This is a genomic window from Sphingobacterium sp. UBA7631, assembly GCF_002483935.1.
Taxonomy (GTDB): domain Bacteria; phylum Bacteroidota; class Bacteroidia; order Sphingobacteriales; family Sphingobacteriaceae; genus Sphingobacterium; species Sphingobacterium multivorum.
Genome location: NZ_DLIX01000008.1, coordinates 1 through 18,608 on the forward strand (window position 1 = coordinate 1; position 18,608 = coordinate 18,608).

Sequence of the window (18,608 nt, forward strand, 5' to 3'; positions counted from 1 at the left end):
GTTGCTTGAATTTACTTTCCTTATAGGCTATCCAACTGTTGCGAATTATACAGTGAGTGGCTATAGTTCTTGCTATAAAATTCATATGTTATACGGTCATTCTACACTATTATTAAGCTTAATAAGGCAGATATCATTGTATCCACATACTATTTCTCATCTACATATCCCGATCAGGAACCCGATAACATTATACTTCTAGCTAGGCCTCTGTGAAGTTACAATTGCTTAACGATAACAAATGCAGCTCGGCATTCATTAGTAATCATTGCTGGATTATATTGTAGCAATGCCATTATTCTACTCGGAATTTCATTATTAAAAACTCTGTGGCTGCAGAATATCGATTGAAAAACAACGAAGATAAAAATTTAAGCAATCGTTTGTGTAGATTAAGCAAACGATTGCTTTCAAGTTTCATTTTTTATTTAGAAAAAAGTGTTATATTATTGTTATAGAGATTAAGTTCTTTAAATAGAACCAACTATAAAATCCGATCCAAAAGGATTTTTTCTATTGACTGTTTAGTTTGTTTTAAAATAGGTGATTTTTTAGAGGGACCAATTGGTCCCTTTAAATTTATATGAACTTTAAATTATGGATTCTAGAAGAGATTTTCTTAAAAAAGCCGGAATATTGTCATCGCTGGCTGTTTCACTCCCTACTCTGGTCAATGCCAATACGGCAGCCGCGTCGTTTAATATGTCTGGATATGCAGCTCCAAAAATCGATAAAGTCAGAGTAGCGGTGATAGGACTGGGTATGCGCGGTCCTGGTGCTGTTGAACGCTTGTCCTTTATTGAGGGATGCGAAATTGTCGCACTTTGTGACAAGCATCCAGACCGGGTGGAGCGCGCAACAAAAATTGTTACATCGAAAGGTCTAGCAGCTCCTAAAGCGTATTCAGGTGAAGATGGCTGGAAAACCTTGTTGAAAGAAGAGAAGCTTGATCTGGTCTATATTTGTACGCCTTGGGATTATCATACTCCGATGAGTATTGCGGCGATGAAAGCGGGTAATCACGTGGCTTGTGAAGTCCCGATCGCTTTGACAATCAAGGATTGTTGGGAGGTGGTAAAAACATCCGAGGCAACTAAAAAGCATTGTATGATGCTGGAGAACTGCTGTTATGATTTCTTCGAAATGCTGACATTGAATATGGTGCGCCAAGGCTTGTTTGGCGAGCTCGTTCACGCTGAAGGTGCTTATATTCACGATTTGCTTGATCTTAACTTTGCAAAAAATGGCTATGATAACATGTGGCGCCTAAGAGAAAATATAAAACTAAATGGAAATCTGTACCCTACACATGGACTTGGACCTGTGGCACAATGCTTAAATATCAATAGAGGGGATAAAATGGATCATCTTGTGGCGATGTCTTCCAGTGATTTTATGATGGGAGAAAAAGCGAAAGAGTTAGCCGCTAAGGATTCTTTTTTTCAGGAATTTGTAGGAAAGAAATACCGTGGTAATATGAATACAACGCTTATCCGTACGGCCAAAGGGAAAACGATTATGTTGCAGCATGATGTTACTTCTCCTAGACCTTATTCTAGGCTACATACACTGAGTGGTACCAAAGGGTTTGCACAAAAGTATCCTACGGAGAATATTGCTTTTGGTCATGAATTCATTACAGAACAGAAATTGAAAGAACTGTATGATAAATACACCCCAGAATTGGTAAAATATATTGGTGAGCAGGCAAAGCAGGTCGGTGGACACGGTGGGATGGATTTTATGATGGACTGGCGTCTAATTGATTGTTTGCGCAATGGATTACCTTTGGATCAGGATGTCTATGACGCCGCTTCATGGAGCTGTATCGTACCGTTGAGTTTCGAATCTGTCGAAAAGAACTGTAAAACAGTTGATGTACCGGATTTCACAAAAGGTGCATGGAAAAATAATACGCCGGTAGAAATCACGTTAAAAGGTGGCGGAAATACGCCTATCCGTTCGAGATCAGCGAAAAAAGAAAATATACAATTGGGCGTATAGCCCTCCTATATAAAATGACTTATTGAAGGGGAACTTTTTATTGTTCCCCTTTTATGTTTATCTTTAATTATGTTATTCAATCTGACTCTAATTACCTGTTTATCGTTATTTTCCACTAAGGATACACTTTCCTGTTGTGTTGGGGAAAATATACCTACGCGCGCTGGTATGATAAAATCCCAAATTGCCCAGCTAAAAAGCAAGAATGCGGACAAAATGATATTGGTCGAAGGGGGCAAATTTCTAATGGGAAGTTCAAATTTTGAAGATAGTAAGCCCCTACATCAGGTTGAACTAAATTCATTTTATATGGATGAACATGAGGTCACAAATGCACAGTTTGCGCAGTTTGTAAAGGAGACGGGTTATGTAACTGTTGCTGAGCGGGAGTTGGATCCGAAAGATTTTCCGGGGGTGGATCCCAAGATGTTAGTCCCGGGATCGGCTGTGTTCTCTAAGCCCAAAGAACTCAATTCATTAAATAATTACCTGATGTGGTGGGAGTATGTCCCTGGTGCTAACTGGCAACATCCCGAGGGACCGAATAGCTCAATAAAGGACAAAATGAATTATCCTGTTGTTCAGGTTGCCTATGAAGATGCCGCAGCCTATGCGAAGTGGGCGGGCAAACGACTGCCGACAGAAGCGGAATGGGAATATGCGGCTAGGGGACGTAATGATGCAAACGACGACTTGTATTATTGGGGAAAGGACTTGAAGCCTAATGGTAAATGGACCGCAAATATTTATCAGGGAAAATTTCCTGTGCAAGATTCAAAGGAAGATGGGTTTGAGGGGGCTGCACCTGTAAAATCATTTCAGGCAAATGCGTTGGGACTGTATGATATGGAAGGGAATGTGTGGGAATGGTGTGCTGATTTTTATAGGCCCGATTACTATCAGCATAGTACAGCAGTGAATCCCAAAGGACCACAGGATTCTTATGATCCGCAGGAGCCAAACCTCGAAAAACGCGTTCAACGGGGCGGGTCATTTCTTTGCAACGATCAATATTGTGAAAGGTATAAAGCCGGAAGCAGAGGAAAAGGGGAGGTCAACAGTCCTACAAATAATGTTGGATTTCGCTGTGTGAAAGATATCAAATAGAAAAGGCTTGCATTTGCAAGCCTTTTCTATTTGATTGATATGCCTTATTGTGCATTCAAAAACATTGATTTTTGATTGTACAATTCTCTGAAATAAGGATCGTGAAGATCTTTGATAAAGCGAATTGCTTCACCAGTTGATTTCATTTCAGGGCCTAATTGCTTGTCTACTTCAGGGAATTTATTGAAAGAGAATACAGGTTCTTTAATCGCGTATCCCTGTAATTTACGTTCAATCGTAAAGTCTTTCAATTTATTGACACCCAACATGACTTTAGTTGCGATATTGATGTAAGGAACATCATAAGCTTTAGCGATGAAAGGAACTGTACGTGATGCACGTGGATTAGCCTCGATAACATACACATTTTCACCTTTGACAGCAAACTGAATGTTTAATAAACCTCTTACGTTCAATGCTTTTGCTAGTTTAATAGAATATTCTTCCATTTTGTCCTGAACAGCTTGTGATAGGCCAAATGGAGGTAATACAGCCGATGAGTCACCAGAGTGGATACCTGCAGGCTCGATATGTTCCATCATACCAATGATGTGTACATCTTCACCATCACAGATCGAATCTGATTCAGCTTCTTCTGCACGATCCAGGAAGTGGTCAATCAGAATATGATTTCCAGGAAGATTTTTCAATAAGTTGACGACAGCTTTTTCTAAATCTTCGTCATTGATGACAATACTCATTCCTTGTCCGCCCAATACGTAAGAAGGACGCACCAATACTGGATAGCCAACTTCGTTTGCAACTTGTAATGCTTCTTCTGCTGAAGTTGCGACACCGTATCTTGGATATGGAATTTCTAATTCTTTCAATAGATCGGAGAAACGGCCACGGTCTTCTGCCAAGTCCATGTTCTCAAATGAAGTACCGATGATTTTTACGCCAAGTTGCTCTAGACGCTCAGCCATTTTAAGAGCCGTTTGTCCACCCAACTGAACGATAACACCTTCGGGTTTTTCTAATTCGATGATCTCACGTACGTGTTCCCAGAATACGGGTTCGAAGTACAATTTGTCAGCCATATTGAAGTCTGTCGATACAGTCTCCGGGTTACAGTTAACCATAATCGCTTCGTAACCACATTCTTTAGCCGCCAATAAGCCGTGTACACAAGAGTAATCGAACTCGATACCTTGACCAATACGGTTTGGACCAGAACCTAAAACGATGATTTTCTTTTTATCTGAAGAGATGGATTCGTTTTCTTCTTCGAACGTCGAATAGTAGTATGGTGTTTGTGCAGGGAATTCTGCAGCACAAGTATCGACCATTTTGTAAACACGGTTGATGCCTAACTCCTTACGACGATCGTAAACTTGATCCTCGGTTACATTTCCTAATAACCATGCGATTTGCACATCTGAATAACCTTTTTGTTTTAAGGTCATGAAGAAGTCGCGTGGAATATTATTCAATTGATAACGACGTAATTCTTGCTCAAGGTGTACCAACTCTTGGATTTGTACTAAGAACCATTTGTCGATACGTGTTGCCTTACGGATAGATTCCAAAGGAACGCCTAATTCGAAAGCATCTTTGATATGGAATAAGCGGTCACCACTTGGATGTTCCAAACTATCCATGATTTCGTCAAGGTTTCTCCATTGACGACCATCAGCGCCTAAACCAGCGCGGCCAGTCTCTAAGGATTGACATGCTTTCTGTAAAGCTTCGATAAATGTACGGCCGATTGCCATTACTTCACCTACCGCTTTCATCTGTAGACCTAATTCCTTGTTTGCTCCTTTGAATTTATCGAAGTTGAAACGAGGGATCTTAACAATCACATAATCCAATGTTGGTTCAAAATATGCGGATGTTGTCTTTGTGATCTGATTTTGTAATTCATCTAAGTTGTAACCGATCGCCAGTTTAGCTGCAATCTTCGCAATTGGATAACCCGTTGCTTTCGATGCTAAAGCGGAAGAGCGTGATACACGTGGATTGATTTCGATGGCGATGATCTCTTCGTTTTCTGGGTTTACAGAGAACTGAACGTTACAACCACCCGCAAATGTACCAATTGAACGCATCATCAGGATAGCCTGATTACGCATATCTTGATAACATTTGTCTGATAATGTCATGCCTGGTGCAACAGTGATCGAGTCTCCAGTGTGGATACCCATTGGATCAAAGTTTTCAATAGTACAGATGATGATAACATTGTCATTGGTATCGCGAAGTAATTCCAACTCAAATTCTTTCCAGCCCAATACAGCTTGTTCAACCAAAACTTCATGTGTTGGTGATGCATGTAAACCTCTATTTAAGGCTGCGTCAAAATCTTCTTTTCTGTGAACAAATCCACCTCCTGTACCTGCAAGGGTATACGATGGACGTATAACAAGCGGATAGCCAATCTCTTGTGCCGCTTCTTTACCTTCAAGGAATGAGTTTGCAATTTTGGATGTTGCAACGCCCACACCGATATCAACCATTAATTGACGGAATTCTTCGCGGTTTTCAGTTTTTTCAATGGCAGCAACATCAACACCGATAACTTTTACATTGTATTTTTCCCAAAGGCCTAGGTTGGAAGCTTCGATACATAAGTTCAAAGCCGTTTGGCCACCCATGGTAGGAAGTACAGCGTCAATGTTGTGTTTTTGCAAAATTTCTTCAATACTTTCGCAAGTTAATGGAAGTAAGTAGACATTGTCCGCAACAACTTTGTCCGTCATGATTGTTGCAGGGTTTGAGTTGATGATGGATACTTCAATACCTTCTTCTTTCAATGAAAGGGATGCTTGAGATCCAGAATAATCAAATTCACAAGCTTGACCGATAACGATGGGACCTGATCCGATGATTAAAACCGACTTAATGGAAGTGTTTCTTGGCATTATATCTAGTTCAAAAAATTAAATTTCCTATTGTAAATCTGAGCAAAGACAATCAAAAATAGCTCATGGGGAAGGGTCATTCCGACTGCTTTGTCGGAGTGCAAAGTTACATTTTAAATTTTGAAAATTAAGTATTTATTTTAATAATATTTCAAAATTAAATGCCGTTTGTTGGAAAAGTAGTCCTGAAAAACAAAAACGAGTATAGAACCTTCATGATTTTAGAGCTATTGGTGCTGTGAAATCATGAAGGTTGTTGTTTTCCGATAACAGTGAGTTTTGAACTCATTGATGCTTTAATGAGAAACCACAAGTCAATAAAACATGCAGGTTTAGAAAACTGTCCAGATGTGTTTAATAAACGATGATTTCGTCTGTAAACAAGTATCCTTTTTTAGGATTGCTGGCTTTGATCTTTATATAACGCGCCTGCTGTGCTTTGTCAAGTTTGAGTTCAAACCTTTTGAAAGTCAACTTGGACTCTTTATCGGATATATCATTTTTGATTGTTCCTACCGATCTGAAGGTACGGCCATTATCCGAAAGCAGGACTTCCATTTCTCCGGGCATGTAAACGCCCGGGCCAATCATCTGCATAAAATTCATGGCTACCTGGTGTATTTCTTCTCTACGTTCCATATCCACGACCACATCAATCGGACTGGTGAATCCTTGCCATTGGCCATCGTGATAGGAAAGTCCACCCATGATTCCATTTGTTAAGGTAGAATCTTTTTGTGCTGGATATCCCGACCATGCTGTGTTGTACGTTACTTTTTTTCCGATAGCGCGATGAATGTCAATATCAAAGGATAGGGTTGGACCAATTTTGATAGAATCTAGAAAATAAGCCGCATTGATATGGCCTGTCGAGCTGAGTTCAAATGGTCCGGTATACGGCGTAGACTGGATTGTAGGCTCACTGCCATCAATGGTATATCGGATCTGATCTGTTTTTAGTTGCTCGGTTGTCAGCGTAATTTTATTGTTGTTTTTAGCTGCATTGTATGTTGCTGTATAAGCGACATTAAAGGAAGGACGGTAGTAATTGACGTTCAGATCTTGTAAAAGCTTATAATGAGATTGCAGTCTTCGCTGAAAGTCAGTCCAACTTTTCCCATCTTTATTGGTCCAATTGACCTCTGCTAAAGCCAGTGCACGTGGGAATACCATATACTCAAGGTGTTCGGTGGTAGGAACATATTCTGTCCATATATTCGCTTGTGCTCCGAGAATATGCTTGGCTTTATCTCCTTGTATGGCCGCTGGAATAGGATCATATGAATACACCTTATCCAGTGTCAGGTAACCGCCGATGGCCTCAGGCTGTGTCCGAGGGTCTGTCTGATAAGAATCAAAATAGAGGTGTGAACCGGGAGTCATGATGACATCGTGGCCTGCATTTGCGGCCTTTATGCCGCCATCTTCACCGCGCCAGCTCATGACGGTAGCTCCTTCGGTAAGTCCCCCTTGTAGGATTTCGTCCCAACCGATCAGTTTTCTACCCTTAGATTGCAGGTATTGATCCATTTGTCTGATGGCATAGCTCTGCAGTTCGTCGACAGATTTCAGTCCTTCTTTCTGCATGAGTGCCTGATCTTTTGGACAGGTTTCCCAATGCTTTTTCTCAGCCTCATCACCACCGATATGAATGTACTGGGAAGGGAATATCGTGAGGACTTCATCTAAAACATTTTTTAGAAATTCAAAGGTTTTTTCATTGCCGATACAGAATTCTCCCTGACTATAGGGCTTTCCGGAGCAAGAGAGTTCCGGATATACGGCCAATACTTCTTCCGAATGTCCGGGCATTTCTATCTCAGGAATTACATTGATTCCTTTGCGGGCTGCATAGTCGACCAATTCGCGGGCTTCTTCCTGCGTATAGAATCCACCGCTGGCATTTGGCGTACCTTTTTCTACATATTGACGACCATTGTTCCACCAATCTTTCCAGCTGGTATGTGTTCGCCAGGCCGCCTTTTGTGTTAATTCCGGATATTTCTTAATCTCCAATCGCCATCCCGCTCCGTCGGTTAAATGCCAATGAAAGTTGTTGAACTTATAGATGGCCATGATGTCGATATACTTTTTTACAAAAGATAGCGGCATAAAATGGCGCGATACATCCAGGTGTAAGCCACGGTAGGCAAATCGTGGCTCATCGACTATAGTCGCATAGGCTACTTTACTTGGATCGGCTTGTAGATAGCCTAATTGAACCAGCGTGTAAATCCCATTGATAACCTGGGGTACATTCCAGGCCCTGAGTAGCAGGCCTTTTTCATCGATTTGGATGGAATAGGCGTTCTTGCTAAGGTTATCTGCATCAACTGCTTTAATAATGCGAAAGCCTTCTTTTGGACCTTTTTTATTTTTCTTGAGTACTTCGACAGCTAGGCTTTTGATAGCTGGGTGTTCAGTAAGCAATTGTGTCGCCTCCTGAAATTCATCTGAAACAATAACCTGAAGATGTGTAGGGATAGCGTATGTTCCCGTAGCCAATGTGATTTTCGAAGGTTTGGGTATAATGTCAAAGTTGGTTTGGGCATGCGCAGTAAAGATGGTTGCACCCCCAAGTAACAACATGGATAAAGATCGGCTCAGTCGCATAGTTTTGTTATTAGATTAATGATAATCAACACAAATATCCTAATTTTTGTTTCATAATTCTATTATTGGCGGTAATCGCTCATTTTTTATGATATAAAACCAACAAATTGACGGTTAGAAATTACATTTTTAATCCTTAACTTTGTTGTATGATTGAACTTCCAGTTATTCCGGCAACTCCTGCACAACGCAAGCCTGATTGGTTGCGTGTCAAATTGCCTGTTGGTAAAGAATATAGACATGTCAGAAGTCTTGTAGACGAGCATAAATTACATACAATTTGTGAGAGTGGAAATTGCCCGAATATGGGCGAATGTTGGGGGGCTGGAACAGCAACCTTCATGATTTTGGGAAATATCTGTACACGTTCTTGCTCATTTTGTGCGGTAGCAACAGGCCGTCCGTTGGCGGTGGATCTGGATGAACCTAATCGTGTTGCCAATTCTGTCAAGTTAATGCAGGTAAAACACTGTGTGATCACTTCGGTGGATCGTGATGACCTAAAAGATGGTGGTTCGATAATATGGGCGGAGACAATAAATGCCATTCGTCGGGAAAGCCCAGAAACAACCTTAGAAACACTTTTGCCAGATTTTAAAGGACAATGGGATAATTTGGACCGCGTGATCGCAGTACGTCCCGAGGTTGTTTCGCACAACCTTGAAACTGTACGTCGTTTGACAAGAGAAGTTCGCGTTCAAGCTAAATATGATCGTTCACTTGAGTGTCTGCGTCGGATTTCTGAAGCTGGACTCCGTACAAAATCAGGAATTATGCTTGGTTTAGGGGAAACAGAGGAAGATGTTATCGAGGCAATGCAAGATTTATATAACGTTGGGGTACATATTTTGACACTGGGGCAATATTTACAGCCTACCAAAGCTCACCATCCTGTAATCGAGTGGATTACGCCTGCACAATTTGAGAAATATCAGAAAATTGGTTTGGAAATGGGGTTCAAGTATGTGGAGTCTGGACCGCTGGTTCGTTCTTCTTACCATGCAGAGAAACATTTATTTGATATGCAATAGAAAACATTTCTAAGTTTTTTAACAAAGAATATTTTTCGCAAGATATAAAAAGAAGCCTGGGTGATTTTTTTGCTCAGGCTTCTTTTTTCTATTTTTTTTTATCACACGGTTTGCCTCTAGGGGTTGAAAAACTTATTACTCTTGTTCATCATCGATAATCTGCTAAAATAGCGAGATTTCAATTGGAAGAGATTGGTCTATGGGCGCAACAATAGACGAGCACTAGAAAACGTAATTGTTTCTTTCCGATGGGATCCGATGTCTTATAGGTTGAAAACTGTACGAAGTAAAATTGTTCTCCCGCGAAGTTCAAATTCATTCTGTGAAATCATATTGGCCGTCATCAGGTAGGTGCGATAGTTTTTGATATTGGCCAAATTATTCATTTCCAATTCGATATCCATTTTCCACTTGTTGATCTTATAGCGCGTAAAAAAGTCTATGAAGGTATAACTTGCATTCTTCATGTTTGTTTGAAAGGTGGAAAGATTACGTAGGTTTAGCCGCATAAAGCCATTTTTAAAGGGACTGGCCGGAAAGCCTATGTTATGCATCATGGTGGTAGTTTTGTTTTGGATCGCATTGTCAAGGCCCTGTTGTTTGCTCCGGCTCCAATTGAATAGTCCTGAATAGGAAATATTATAAGATTTAAATACCTTAGCTTCAATACTGGGCTGAAATAGATAGCTCATACTTCGAGTAGGCACTAGCGCATTGTTTAACAATTGATTGTATTTGAAGTAAGAAATGCTTCCTTTTAGTTTGAGGGTACTTGCCAAAGGGAAGATGTATTTATCAAATCCGATCTGAGATGACCATCGATCTTGCAGGTTATCCATATTGACCAATATGTTTTCGGTGATGTTATTTTTTATAACGGACGATAACATCGTGTTGGAAAGCGATCTTGTATAGCTAATACCTGCATTTGCAAATAATACTTTTAGGGTGCGGGCCAAATTATAATTGAGATTAAACGTATGTTTTTTGGATTCATTTAGCGCTGCATTATTTTGGCTAAGCATTCTATAGTTCCGTAATACGGCACCAAGGTATATATCTTCAATATTGCCTATATCCTGCGCAAATTGATAGTTAAATTGAAGATAGTCTTCTTGTGAAATCTGCCATCTTGCTTTTAAATTAGGATTGATCAGCATGGAATTTTTGGACGTGGCCAGTTGATGGCTGACATCTTCATAATGCGTAAACAAATAGGTGATCGGGATCTCGAGCTGGGTTTCAAATCGATTTGTTTTCCAGGAATATTGCGATGTAATAAACGCTTGGGATCTGCTCCAATACAGATTATTACGGGTATTATCGCCCAATGTTCGAACACGTTGCTCATTATCTACTATGGTAAGGAGTGAGTTGAAATGTTGACGATCTGTATTGAAGCCAATTTGATAGTATTGTTTGATTCTGCCTTTATTGAAGCGATAACCTGTACTGATCTCCGTAAAAAAGGAAGGAACTTCGATTTGCTGGCGGCTGCTTTTATAGGGAATGCTATCGTTGAGTATTTCTGGAAAAACACCGGGATAGATCTGTAATGTCTGCGGTTTATTGCCATAATTTAAAGACCAGTTGATTGCAATAATGTCATTGTTTTTAAGTTGGGGTATATAGCTGAACAAGTTGCTGAATCCCTTGATGTGGTGTTTTTGGAACTGCTCGATCTGCCCTGAGGAGTTTGCCAGCAATGCTGTAATATCTTTTTTTTCATATTCAAATGATAAAGTATTGCTCGCATATTTCTTTTCCGTATTGGTAGATGCCGAAAGTCTGGCTGCGCCAAGCCAACGCGCTGTTTTCATGTGATTTTGCTCATTAAAATAAACATCACCATCATCGAGCAGGTATTGCGTGTTTGAGGCATTATTTTGCCTATCGTTGTCGTATAAAACCTGAATATTGGATTTTAGCTGCCAGAGATTCTTGAGATTGTATAGGTTATTGGTGTTCAGTGAACCGGTATTGTTGAAGTAATAATTGTTTTTAGGAATATTTGGACTGCCTGTTGTGCTCGTCGCCAGGAGATTGTTGATAGTCGAGCTGCCGAACTTGGCCAGTAAAGAGGATTGATTGGCTCCAATAATATCTCCGGAAAGATCATGACCTGTATTATTCCCGTTGAGAACATTCAGCATCTTTACTTTCTTGTTGAATAGGATTGAATTCAATTCAGGATCATAGAGATTGGGGGTGCCGACGCCAATTTTGGCCTGTCCAGTGAGCTTCAGCTTGGCTTCCTCTTTGATAACGAGATTGATGGCGACGTCGTCTGTAAATCTTTTATTTTTAATGACCTTATAATGTTCGTGATTGTCGAGCACCTGAATGTCCTTTACCATTTTATGCGGGATTGTCCGTGTACCTACACCATAGCGATTTTCCAACAGATCGTCACCGTCAATGTAAAGTTTAGAAACGGTTTTATCCTGGTATTTTATAAGCCCCGATTCGGTAACTTCCATGCCCGGAAGGCGTTTGATTACGTCGCCTATATTGCGATCCTCCTCTTTGGCAAAAGATCCGACGTCGTAGGAAATCGTATCATTTGAACGGCTCACTTTAGGTTTGCTCTTTACAATGACGTCTTGTAGCAGATTGGTTTTTGGAACGAGGGCGATCCGAAGATTGGATGTCTGTGTGCCAAGTTTGAGTTCAAATTTTTCGTAAGTAAGGTGATTGATCTGCAGGTAAAGGCTCGCATATTCCTTTGTCAATGTGATTGTGAAACGCCCATCTTTATCTGTCGGCTTGAAAGCGATGATTTTACCGTCTGAAAGGATGTTGACACTGGCAAAGGGTACGGGATGCTGTGTCTTATCCACTTGGACCGTTCCACTAATCGTTTGCTGGGCAAAGGTTATTTGCCCAAGCAAAACGACTATAAATAAACATAGAAATACTTTCATTAAGGCGTCAGCTCTATCGGATTATTGGTAACCTTCGAAGGTTTGTATTTATCGTCTCTTGAAATATTGAAACTTTTTATTTTGGATGGATCCAAAGCACCAATAGGGGAGCTTCCACCTGAATTACCGGATCGAACGGCAACGATGTTTCCGTTTGAGCCTACATTGATGGCTCTATTCTTTCCGGATTGCGCTTGCATGTAGGCTTGAGGATTGGCCTTAAAGGCTTCCTGAATTTTCTTTACTTCATCTGTCGTACTTGCGATGGTATTTTGTGGCAGTTCGACAAATGTTTTTCCATCTTCAATTTTATCGAATCCGGCGTAAGCAAAAATCACTTCATTTTTTGTGTCCCGTGCGTCAAGGATAAGTCCGGGTAGACCATGGAGTTTCCAGGGACCATAGGAAAATGGAAGTTCGGTTGTAAACCAGGCGATATAGGTGCGGCCTTTGAATGTTGCCTTCGCATTTTGGCAATTGTAACCACCGATTTCTTTACGATCTCCCAAGATTTCCCAATCCTGTGTGGGATATGGTGAAGTAATGGAGAAATGGTCACTAGCAACGGATATTACCTCTGTTATTTTATTTTGATCGGGGTTGATTAGATAAGATGATGATGAGGGCGAGGAGCGCGTAGTAAGGGTTAGATTGCCTGAAAATGCGGGATCTTCCATCTGTTTTTTGACCTCTTCCTGCATGCGTTTGGATGAATATGACGTATAGTAGCTGCCCTGCTGATTCAGGTAAACCACTGTTTCATCGCGTAAAAATTGGTCCCGTTGGGTACTGTCATTGACATGTTTGAATTCGTAATGCACTTTAGCGATGGCAGGAGTACGCTCTTGTGCAAATAATAGCTGCGTGGCCACAGACAGTAGGATTGATAATGAATATTTCATAAATATATGTTTATATCGTAAATATACGAAATATTCGTAATTGTAAAAATTTATTTGAACTTTTCGTTATTATCCTCCCTAGGGTTGTGCTAATGCAGGTTAAGAAAGGTTTGACTTGTTAGCAATACTTTTGTTAGCTATCTTGTTTCGTTAGCGGTATAAGTTTATTGGGTATGGCTAGGCATATCAGTTCTTGTTATCTTTTAAACAGGGTCTCACCTGCAATTACTGTCCGTTCTGTTTTTACATTTCGCAGTTGCTCATTCGGAATTTTCAAGATATCCTTTTCGAGGATAACAAAATCGGCATCTTTTCCCACTTCGATACTTCCTCTTTTTTTCTCCTGAAAACAAGAGTATGCAGCCCAGATTGTCATTCCTTTCAAAGCGTCTTCACGGCTTATCGCGTCTTGCATCTGAAATCCGTGGCTAGGATACCCTTTTTTGTCGACGCGGGCTACTGCCGCGTGGAAACCATATAAGGGATTGAAATGTTCGACCGGAAAATCACTCCCCAATGCGAGTTTTCCATATTCTTTCAACAGATGCTTATAAGCGTAAGCGCCTTTCATACGTTCTTCACCGAGTCGATCTTTGGCCCAGTACATATCGGAGGTTGCATGTGTGGGTTGTACAGATGGTATGATTTGATACTTTCGAAACTTATCAAAATCTGCAGGCGATATAATTTGGGCGTGCTCGATGCGCCATCTACGATCGCCATTATTGTGGAGGTATTTGCCATAAATATCCAATATAATACGATTGGCCGAATCGCCTATCGCATGGGTATTTGCCTGAAACTTACTTTCGGCAATCTGTTTGATCATTGCTTCGTATTCTTGAGGGCTATGGAGGAGAAAGCCGTGGGTGGGGGCATCATGGTAATGCGCAAGGAGGCATGCACCACGGGATCCCAATGCGCCATCGGCGAGCAGTTTAAATCCTTTGATCTCGAAACGGTCTGTTTCATAGAAACCCTGATCGATAAATGACTTTATATTTTGGGGATTGCCTAGGATCATGGCATAATCTCTAATTTTCAACTGTTCTTCCCGATAGTATTTTTTTAGCAGATCGAGTCTTTCTTTTGATAAACCTGCGTCTACAATGGAGGTAAGGCCAACGGAAAGGAGAGAGTCTTGCGTCCGCTTGAGCATTCTTAAATATTCTTTTTCACTCGGAACCGGAATTGTCTTATTGACAAGATCCATTGCATTGTCGATCAAGAGACCATTGGGAGTATTATTAGTCCCGCCGACCACACCGCCGCGAATGATGGGGATACTTGTTAATTTTGCCCATTCGAGTGCTTTGGAGTTCGCAACCGCCGCATGATAATCTACACGCATAAGGTAGACGGGGATATCCGGGAAAGCTTTGTCGAGTAGATCCTTGGTTGGGAAAGTTTTATCTTTCCAGCGATTTTGGTCCCAGCCACCACCGATCAGCCAAGTTTTGTGCGGATTTTTTTGTTGGTAGTTTTTGACACGTTGAATAACCTCTTCGAAAGAATCGGCGCCGTTTAGGTCGACTTGATCCATTAGTTCGGCTTCGTCAAATAAATGCGCATGGGCATCGTAGAATCCCGGATAAATGGCCTTCCCCTGTGCGTCAATTTTTTCTATTGCTTTGTACTTCCGCTGTATTTCTTCATCGGAACCGATGGCAATAAATTTACCGTCTTTGACAGCAAAAGCTTGTGCCATACTAAAAGCCGAATCTACAGTATATATTTGCGCATGATAAACAATGAGGTCCACTTTCGTTTGTGGTGAACATGAAATGATTGTCAAGCAGAACAAAAAAATGATGATTGGGAAGGTTTTCATAACCTAAAAATAGCAAAAAGCTTTGAATAAACGGAAACTAGGCTTGGGGCTAGATCTATTGGAGATGCGGACTCGGGGTTTTGACTTATCGAATTGCTTTACGTGAAGTACCTACGCTGAATTGTCGCGTATTATTGGGACAGTAGATCATCAGTAAAGTAGTGAAAGGCAACCTGAAGGAAAAGTAATGCGAATACGGATTATCCAAATACAAAAAAGGCTATCCAAATAACTTGGACAGCCTTTTTAATTCAAAAATCAAAATACGTGATTAACAGTACTCGTCAAATGCTGCAACTAAATTGTCAGCAATCATTTGTGCCGGGCGACCTTCAATCATATGTCTTTCAATCATGTGTACCAATTTTCCGTCTTTAAATAAAGCCATTGCTGGTGAAGATGGCGGATAAGGCAACATGTAGTTACGTGCAGTGTTTACAGCATCAGTTTCCATACCTGCGAAAACAGTGACCAATTTAGCTGGGTGTTTTTCATTTTTTACAGCAGCTTTTGCAGCTGGGCGTGCATTTGCTGCAGCGCAACCACAAACAGAGTTTACAACCACAAAGACAGTTCCTTCTGATGCGATAGCCTGATCAACTGCTTCAGGAGTTTTTAATTCTTCGAATCCTGCATCAACTAACTCTTGACGCATTGGAGTTACTAAATATTCTGGATACATTATTTCTTAAGTAAAATGTTAATATTCTATTTTAATTGTTTCTATAAAGCTTTCTGTCGCTGGGCAAGTATTTTTAGCCCGTATAAACAACAGCTATACTTTATGCTTACAAATATAGCTGTAAAAGGCTGCTTCGTCAAGACACTTGTCTCAAATCAATGTCAGAAAATCTTTTACCGCATGAAGTCCATTTTCAAGACGTTGGTCGCCGAGCCCGGAAATAAGACGGTAATTCGCATTAATGGCGTTCAATTCGCTTTTCCAGATCTCCATGAAGTGTTCGCGCTGTTCGGGAAAATCCCGTAGTGGATCATCCTGCCAAGGTAGATCGATATCCATCAGCAGGTAGAGATCATAAACATGTTGTTGAATTTTATCGGTGACTTCCTGCGGCGTATGACCGAAAAGATGATCTGACCAAATTTTTACCGTAAGAAAGGTGGTGTCACAGATGAGGAGCTGGTCTTGCGCTAAAGGGATCAGGGCTTCCTCTAGGGCTACCTGTCCATAAAACATATTGACTTCGTCCTGCAGGGTATATTTATTGTTGAGGCTTTGGCAATAATAACGTGAATACTCGGGTACGCATACCGTCTGAAATTCCTTGGCAAGAAATTGTGCCATCGTTGATTTTCCGGTGGACTCGGGGCCAACAACGGCAATTTTTATGAAATCTTTTCCCACATCGATCGTTTTGATACGCAATATTACGCAAAATTTTTATAGGTTTTCTGCCAATCGCGATAGCCATTCCAAGCGATGAGCGTGAAAACAAGGTAGAGTACTGCGGTCAGCATAAGGTCTTTGTGTATATAGAGCGGGATATAACAAATATCCACAAATACCCATAAGAGCCAATTTTGAAGCACTTTGCGCGTCATCAGAAATTGAGCAACAAAACTTACGGAGGTGCAGAATGCGTCAATATAAGGGACATCGGAATTTGTCTTGCTATCGAGGAGATAACCGATTGATAGTGTTAGGATCAGGATTGCCAGGAGGCAAAGGAGCAGCTGCCCATTGCTGGCTTTGACGATAGGTTTCTTTTTTTCTTCTTTTCGTCTTATCCAATAATACCAACCGTACACAGCTGTGGACAGGAAGTAGAACTGTAGTACAGTATCTCCGTACAGTTTGGCATTATAAAACAGAATCGCGTAGGACGCTACGCTGATGATACTGATTGGCCAGTTCCATATATTTTGCTTAGCGGCCAAATAGACACAAAGAAAGCCTGTCAGGGTACCTAACCATTCGAGCCAAGAGGTCTGGGCAAATTGACGTGCAATCTGCTGAAAAAAATCCTGCATGTGGTGTATTAAAAATTACACCCTAAATATACAAAGTCTGCCCTATAGTCCGTTATTGAACCTGTTTATTCGCGCAATTGGTACTGGCAAAGGATTCGGGCTTAGCCTTAAAAACAAACCCCATACCCATAATATACCCCATGGCTTCTTTCAGGGCAACATTTGACTGGAAATTTGGATTGGTGTTGATGTCGGCGTGGACTTCGAGGTCTACTTTGTGTTTTTCGAGGAGGGGGCAGAGTTGATAGGCTATATCGATGGATTTTTGGACTTCGAGCAGCATCCTTTCTTTAATGCTCATTCGGTGATGCCTTTTGTCCCGTTGGATAAACATAAATCCACCTTTATGTTCCCGGAGAAAGACGATGACTGTAGCGAAGTCGATGATGCCTCTCTTGACTTGGGAATCGGTGCCTATATAAACCTTGAGCTTATTCCCTAGGGCATCTTCTCGTTTAATGACTTCCTCAACAGCATCGAAAATCGTGGAGCGAATGGATTCGCCATTGTATTTTTGCCATCTCATAGCGATATAGATTAGATATAAAAAAATTAAACTTCATCATTGACATAAATTTACTGAATTTCAATGATCTAAGTGTTAATTTAGTTTTAAATAATTTATCCACATTAATGATGTTTTACACCATAGGCCAGGTCTCCGGCATCACCGAGTCCAGGTACAATATAAGCTTTTGAGGTCAGTTCGTGGTCGACGTCACCTACCCAGATGTGCGCCGTAGGTACAAAAGCCTGAACGTGATTCAGTCCTTCCTCGGATGCAATGGCTGCAACAATGTGTAATTCCTTGATGTCATATTCGGCCAGGAGATCCTTACAGCATAATACAAGGCTCTTTCCTGTGGCCAACATGGGGTCTACAATGATTACTGTACGATTATCTAAGTTTGGCGTATTGACATATTCTTTATGAATTTCAAACTCACCGCTCTTTTTGGTATGCCGATAGGCCGCAATGAAGGTATTGTCGGCATGATCAAATACATTTAAAAGTCCCTGATGAAAGGGAAGCCCCGCTCTCAGAATTGTAGCGAGTACGGGTTGTTCCATCAAGAGATGGGTTTTGGCCACACCTAACGGAGTTTCAACTTCAACAGGTTTATAAGCCATCGTCTTGCTGATTTCATAAGCGAAAATTTCACCTAATCGTTCCAGATTCCGACGAAAGCGCATGCGATCCTGTTGAATCGTGATATCTCTCAGTTCGGCAATAAAATGATTTGCAATGCTATTTTGGGTAGATAGAATAGTGACCATGGCGTGTGTGCTAGTTCAGTTAAGCTAAAGATAATAAATAATCAATTGAAAGTAATAACATC

At 40.9% G+C, this 18,608-nt stretch carries 13 protein-coding genes; 3 read left to right on the plus strand and 10 right to left on the minus strand.

Annotated features, from left to right (window positions below; all coding sequences use genetic code 11):
* The first annotated feature begins 597 nt into the window (after nucleotides 1-597).
* Both B3P16_RS14665 and B3P16_RS14670 read left to right on the plus strand, forming a co-directional pair.
* Complete coding sequence (locus B3P16_RS14665) at nucleotides 598-2,004, plus strand: Gfo/Idh/MocA family protein (protein WP_286752228.1); 1,407 nt, start codon at nucleotides 598-600, stop codon at nucleotides 2,002-2,004.
* Nucleotides 2,005-2,172: 168 nt separating this feature from the next.
* Entirely contained in the window at nucleotides 2,173-3,111 is a 939-nt protein-coding gene (locus B3P16_RS14670; protein ID WP_286843407.1) for a formylglycine-generating enzyme family protein, read from the plus strand.
* Nucleotides 3,112-3,155: 44 nt separating this feature from the next.
* On the opposite strand, the gene carB is transcribed toward B3P16_RS14670, so the two are convergent.
* Together carB and B3P16_RS14680 are read right to left on the minus strand one after the other, a co-directional pair.
* Nucleotides 3,156-5,975, minus strand: a complete 2,820-nt coding sequence (gene carB / locus B3P16_RS14675; protein WP_115047090.1) for a carbamoyl-phosphate synthase large subunit — start codon at nucleotides 5,973-5,975, stop codon at nucleotides 3,156-3,158.
* 354 nt (nucleotides 5,976-6,329) lie between these two features.
* Entirely contained in the window at nucleotides 6,330-8,588 is a 2,259-nt protein-coding gene (locus tag B3P16_RS14680; protein WP_286843409.1) for a beta-N-acetylhexosaminidase, read from the minus strand.
* 149 nt (nucleotides 8,589-8,737) lie between these two features.
* Here B3P16_RS14680 and lipA point away from each other — a divergent pair, with 149 nt between their 5' ends.
* The gene (gene lipA, locus B3P16_RS14685) at nucleotides 8,738-9,619 is read left to right on the plus strand and encodes a lipoyl synthase (protein WP_046672297.1); all 882 of its coding nucleotides are present in this window, start codon (nucleotides 8,738-8,740) and stop codon (nucleotides 9,617-9,619) included.
* 263 nt (nucleotides 9,620-9,882) lie between these two features.
* Here lipA and B3P16_RS14690 read toward each other — a convergent pair whose 3' ends face one another.
* From B3P16_RS14690 to upp, 8 genes are all read right to left on the minus strand, one after another.
* Entirely contained in the window at nucleotides 9,883-12,543 is a 2,661-nt protein-coding gene (locus B3P16_RS14690; RefSeq protein ID WP_286843411.1) for a hypothetical protein, read from the minus strand.
* The gene (locus tag B3P16_RS14695; RefSeq protein ID WP_286843412.1) at nucleotides 12,543-13,445 is read right to left on the minus strand and encodes a GLPGLI family protein; all 903 of its coding nucleotides are present in this window, start codon (nucleotides 13,443-13,445) and stop codon (nucleotides 12,543-12,545) included. Before B3P16_RS14695 ends, B3P16_RS14690 begins: the two co-directional genes overlap by 1 nt.
* A 196-nt stretch (nucleotides 13,446-13,641) precedes the next feature.
* The gene (locus tag B3P16_RS14700; RefSeq protein WP_286843414.1) at nucleotides 13,642-15,153 is read right to left on the minus strand and encodes an amidohydrolase; all 1,512 of its coding nucleotides are present in this window, start codon (nucleotides 15,151-15,153) and stop codon (nucleotides 13,642-13,644) included.
* 394 nt (nucleotides 15,154-15,547) lie between these two features.
* The gene (locus B3P16_RS14705) at nucleotides 15,548-15,958 is read right to left on the minus strand and encodes a BrxA/BrxB family bacilliredoxin (protein WP_070563263.1); all 411 of its coding nucleotides are present in this window, start codon (nucleotides 15,956-15,958) and stop codon (nucleotides 15,548-15,550) included.
* A 150-nt stretch (nucleotides 15,959-16,108) separates the two neighbouring features.
* A complete protein-coding gene (locus B3P16_RS14710) occupies nucleotides 16,109-16,642 on the minus strand; it encodes an AAA family ATPase (protein WP_070563596.1) in 534 nt (177 codons plus the stop codon).
* 23 nt (nucleotides 16,643-16,665) lie between these two features.
* A complete protein-coding gene (pnuC, locus tag B3P16_RS14715) occupies nucleotides 16,666-17,268 on the minus strand; it encodes a nicotinamide riboside transporter PnuC (RefSeq protein ID WP_070563266.1) in 603 nt (200 codons plus the stop codon).
* 52 nt (nucleotides 17,269-17,320) lie between these two features.
* Nucleotides 17,321-17,794: a ribonuclease H-like YkuK family protein gene (locus tag B3P16_RS14720; RefSeq protein ID WP_046672303.1), complete on the minus strand. Its 474-nt coding sequence runs from the start codon at nucleotides 17,792-17,794 to the stop codon at nucleotides 17,321-17,323.
* A gap of 104 nt (nucleotides 17,795-17,898) precedes the next feature.
* Nucleotides 17,899-18,546 (minus strand): uracil phosphoribosyltransferase, encoded by a 648-nt coding sequence (upp, locus tag B3P16_RS14725; RefSeq protein WP_046672304.1) that lies wholly within the window; start codon nucleotides 18,544-18,546, stop codon nucleotides 17,899-17,901.
* Nucleotides 18,547-18,608: the final 62 nt, after the last annotated feature.

Excerpts from the sequence above, each read along its gene's own strand:
- B3P16_RS14665 (WP_286752228.1), top strand. The coding sequence starts at position 598 with ATGGATTCTAGAAGAGATTTTCTTAAAAAAGCCGGAATATTGTCATCG.
- B3P16_RS14670 (WP_286843407.1), top strand. The coding sequence starts at position 2,173 with ATGATAAAATCCCAAATTGCCCAGCTAAAAAGCAAGAATGCGGACAAA.
- carB (WP_115047090.1), bottom strand. The coding sequence starts at position 5,975 with ATGCCAAGAAACACTTCCATTAAGTCGGTTTTAATCATCGGATCAGGT.
- B3P16_RS14680 (WP_286843409.1), bottom strand. The coding sequence starts at position 8,588 with ATGCGACTGAGCCGATCTTTATCCATGTTGTTACTTGGGGGTGCAACC.
- lipA (WP_046672297.1), top strand. The coding sequence starts at position 8,738 with ATGATTGAACTTCCAGTTATTCCGGCAACTCCTGCACAACGCAAGCCT.
- B3P16_RS14690 (WP_286843411.1), bottom strand. The coding sequence starts at position 12,543 with ATGAAAGTATTTCTATGTTTATTTATAGTCGTTTTGCTTGGGCAAATA.
- B3P16_RS14695 (WP_286843412.1), bottom strand. The coding sequence starts at position 13,445 with ATGAAATATTCATTATCAATCCTACTGTCTGTGGCCACGCAGCTATTA.
- B3P16_RS14700 (WP_286843414.1), bottom strand. The coding sequence starts at position 15,153 with ATGGCACAAGCTTTTGCTGTCAAAGACGGTAAATTTATTGCCATCGGT.
- B3P16_RS14705 (WP_070563263.1), bottom strand. The coding sequence starts at position 15,958 with ATGTATCCAGAATATTTAGTAACTCCAATGCGTCAAGAGTTAGTTGAT.
- pnuC (WP_070563266.1), bottom strand. The coding sequence starts at position 17,268 with ATGCAGGATTTTTTTCAGCAGATTGCACGTCAATTTGCCCAGACCTCT.
- B3P16_RS14720 (WP_046672303.1), bottom strand. The coding sequence starts at position 17,794 with ATGAGATGGCAAAAATACAATGGCGAATCCATTCGCTCCACGATTTTC.
- upp (WP_046672304.1), bottom strand. The coding sequence starts at position 18,546 with ATGGTCACTATTCTATCTACCCAAAATAGCATTGCAAATCATTTTATT.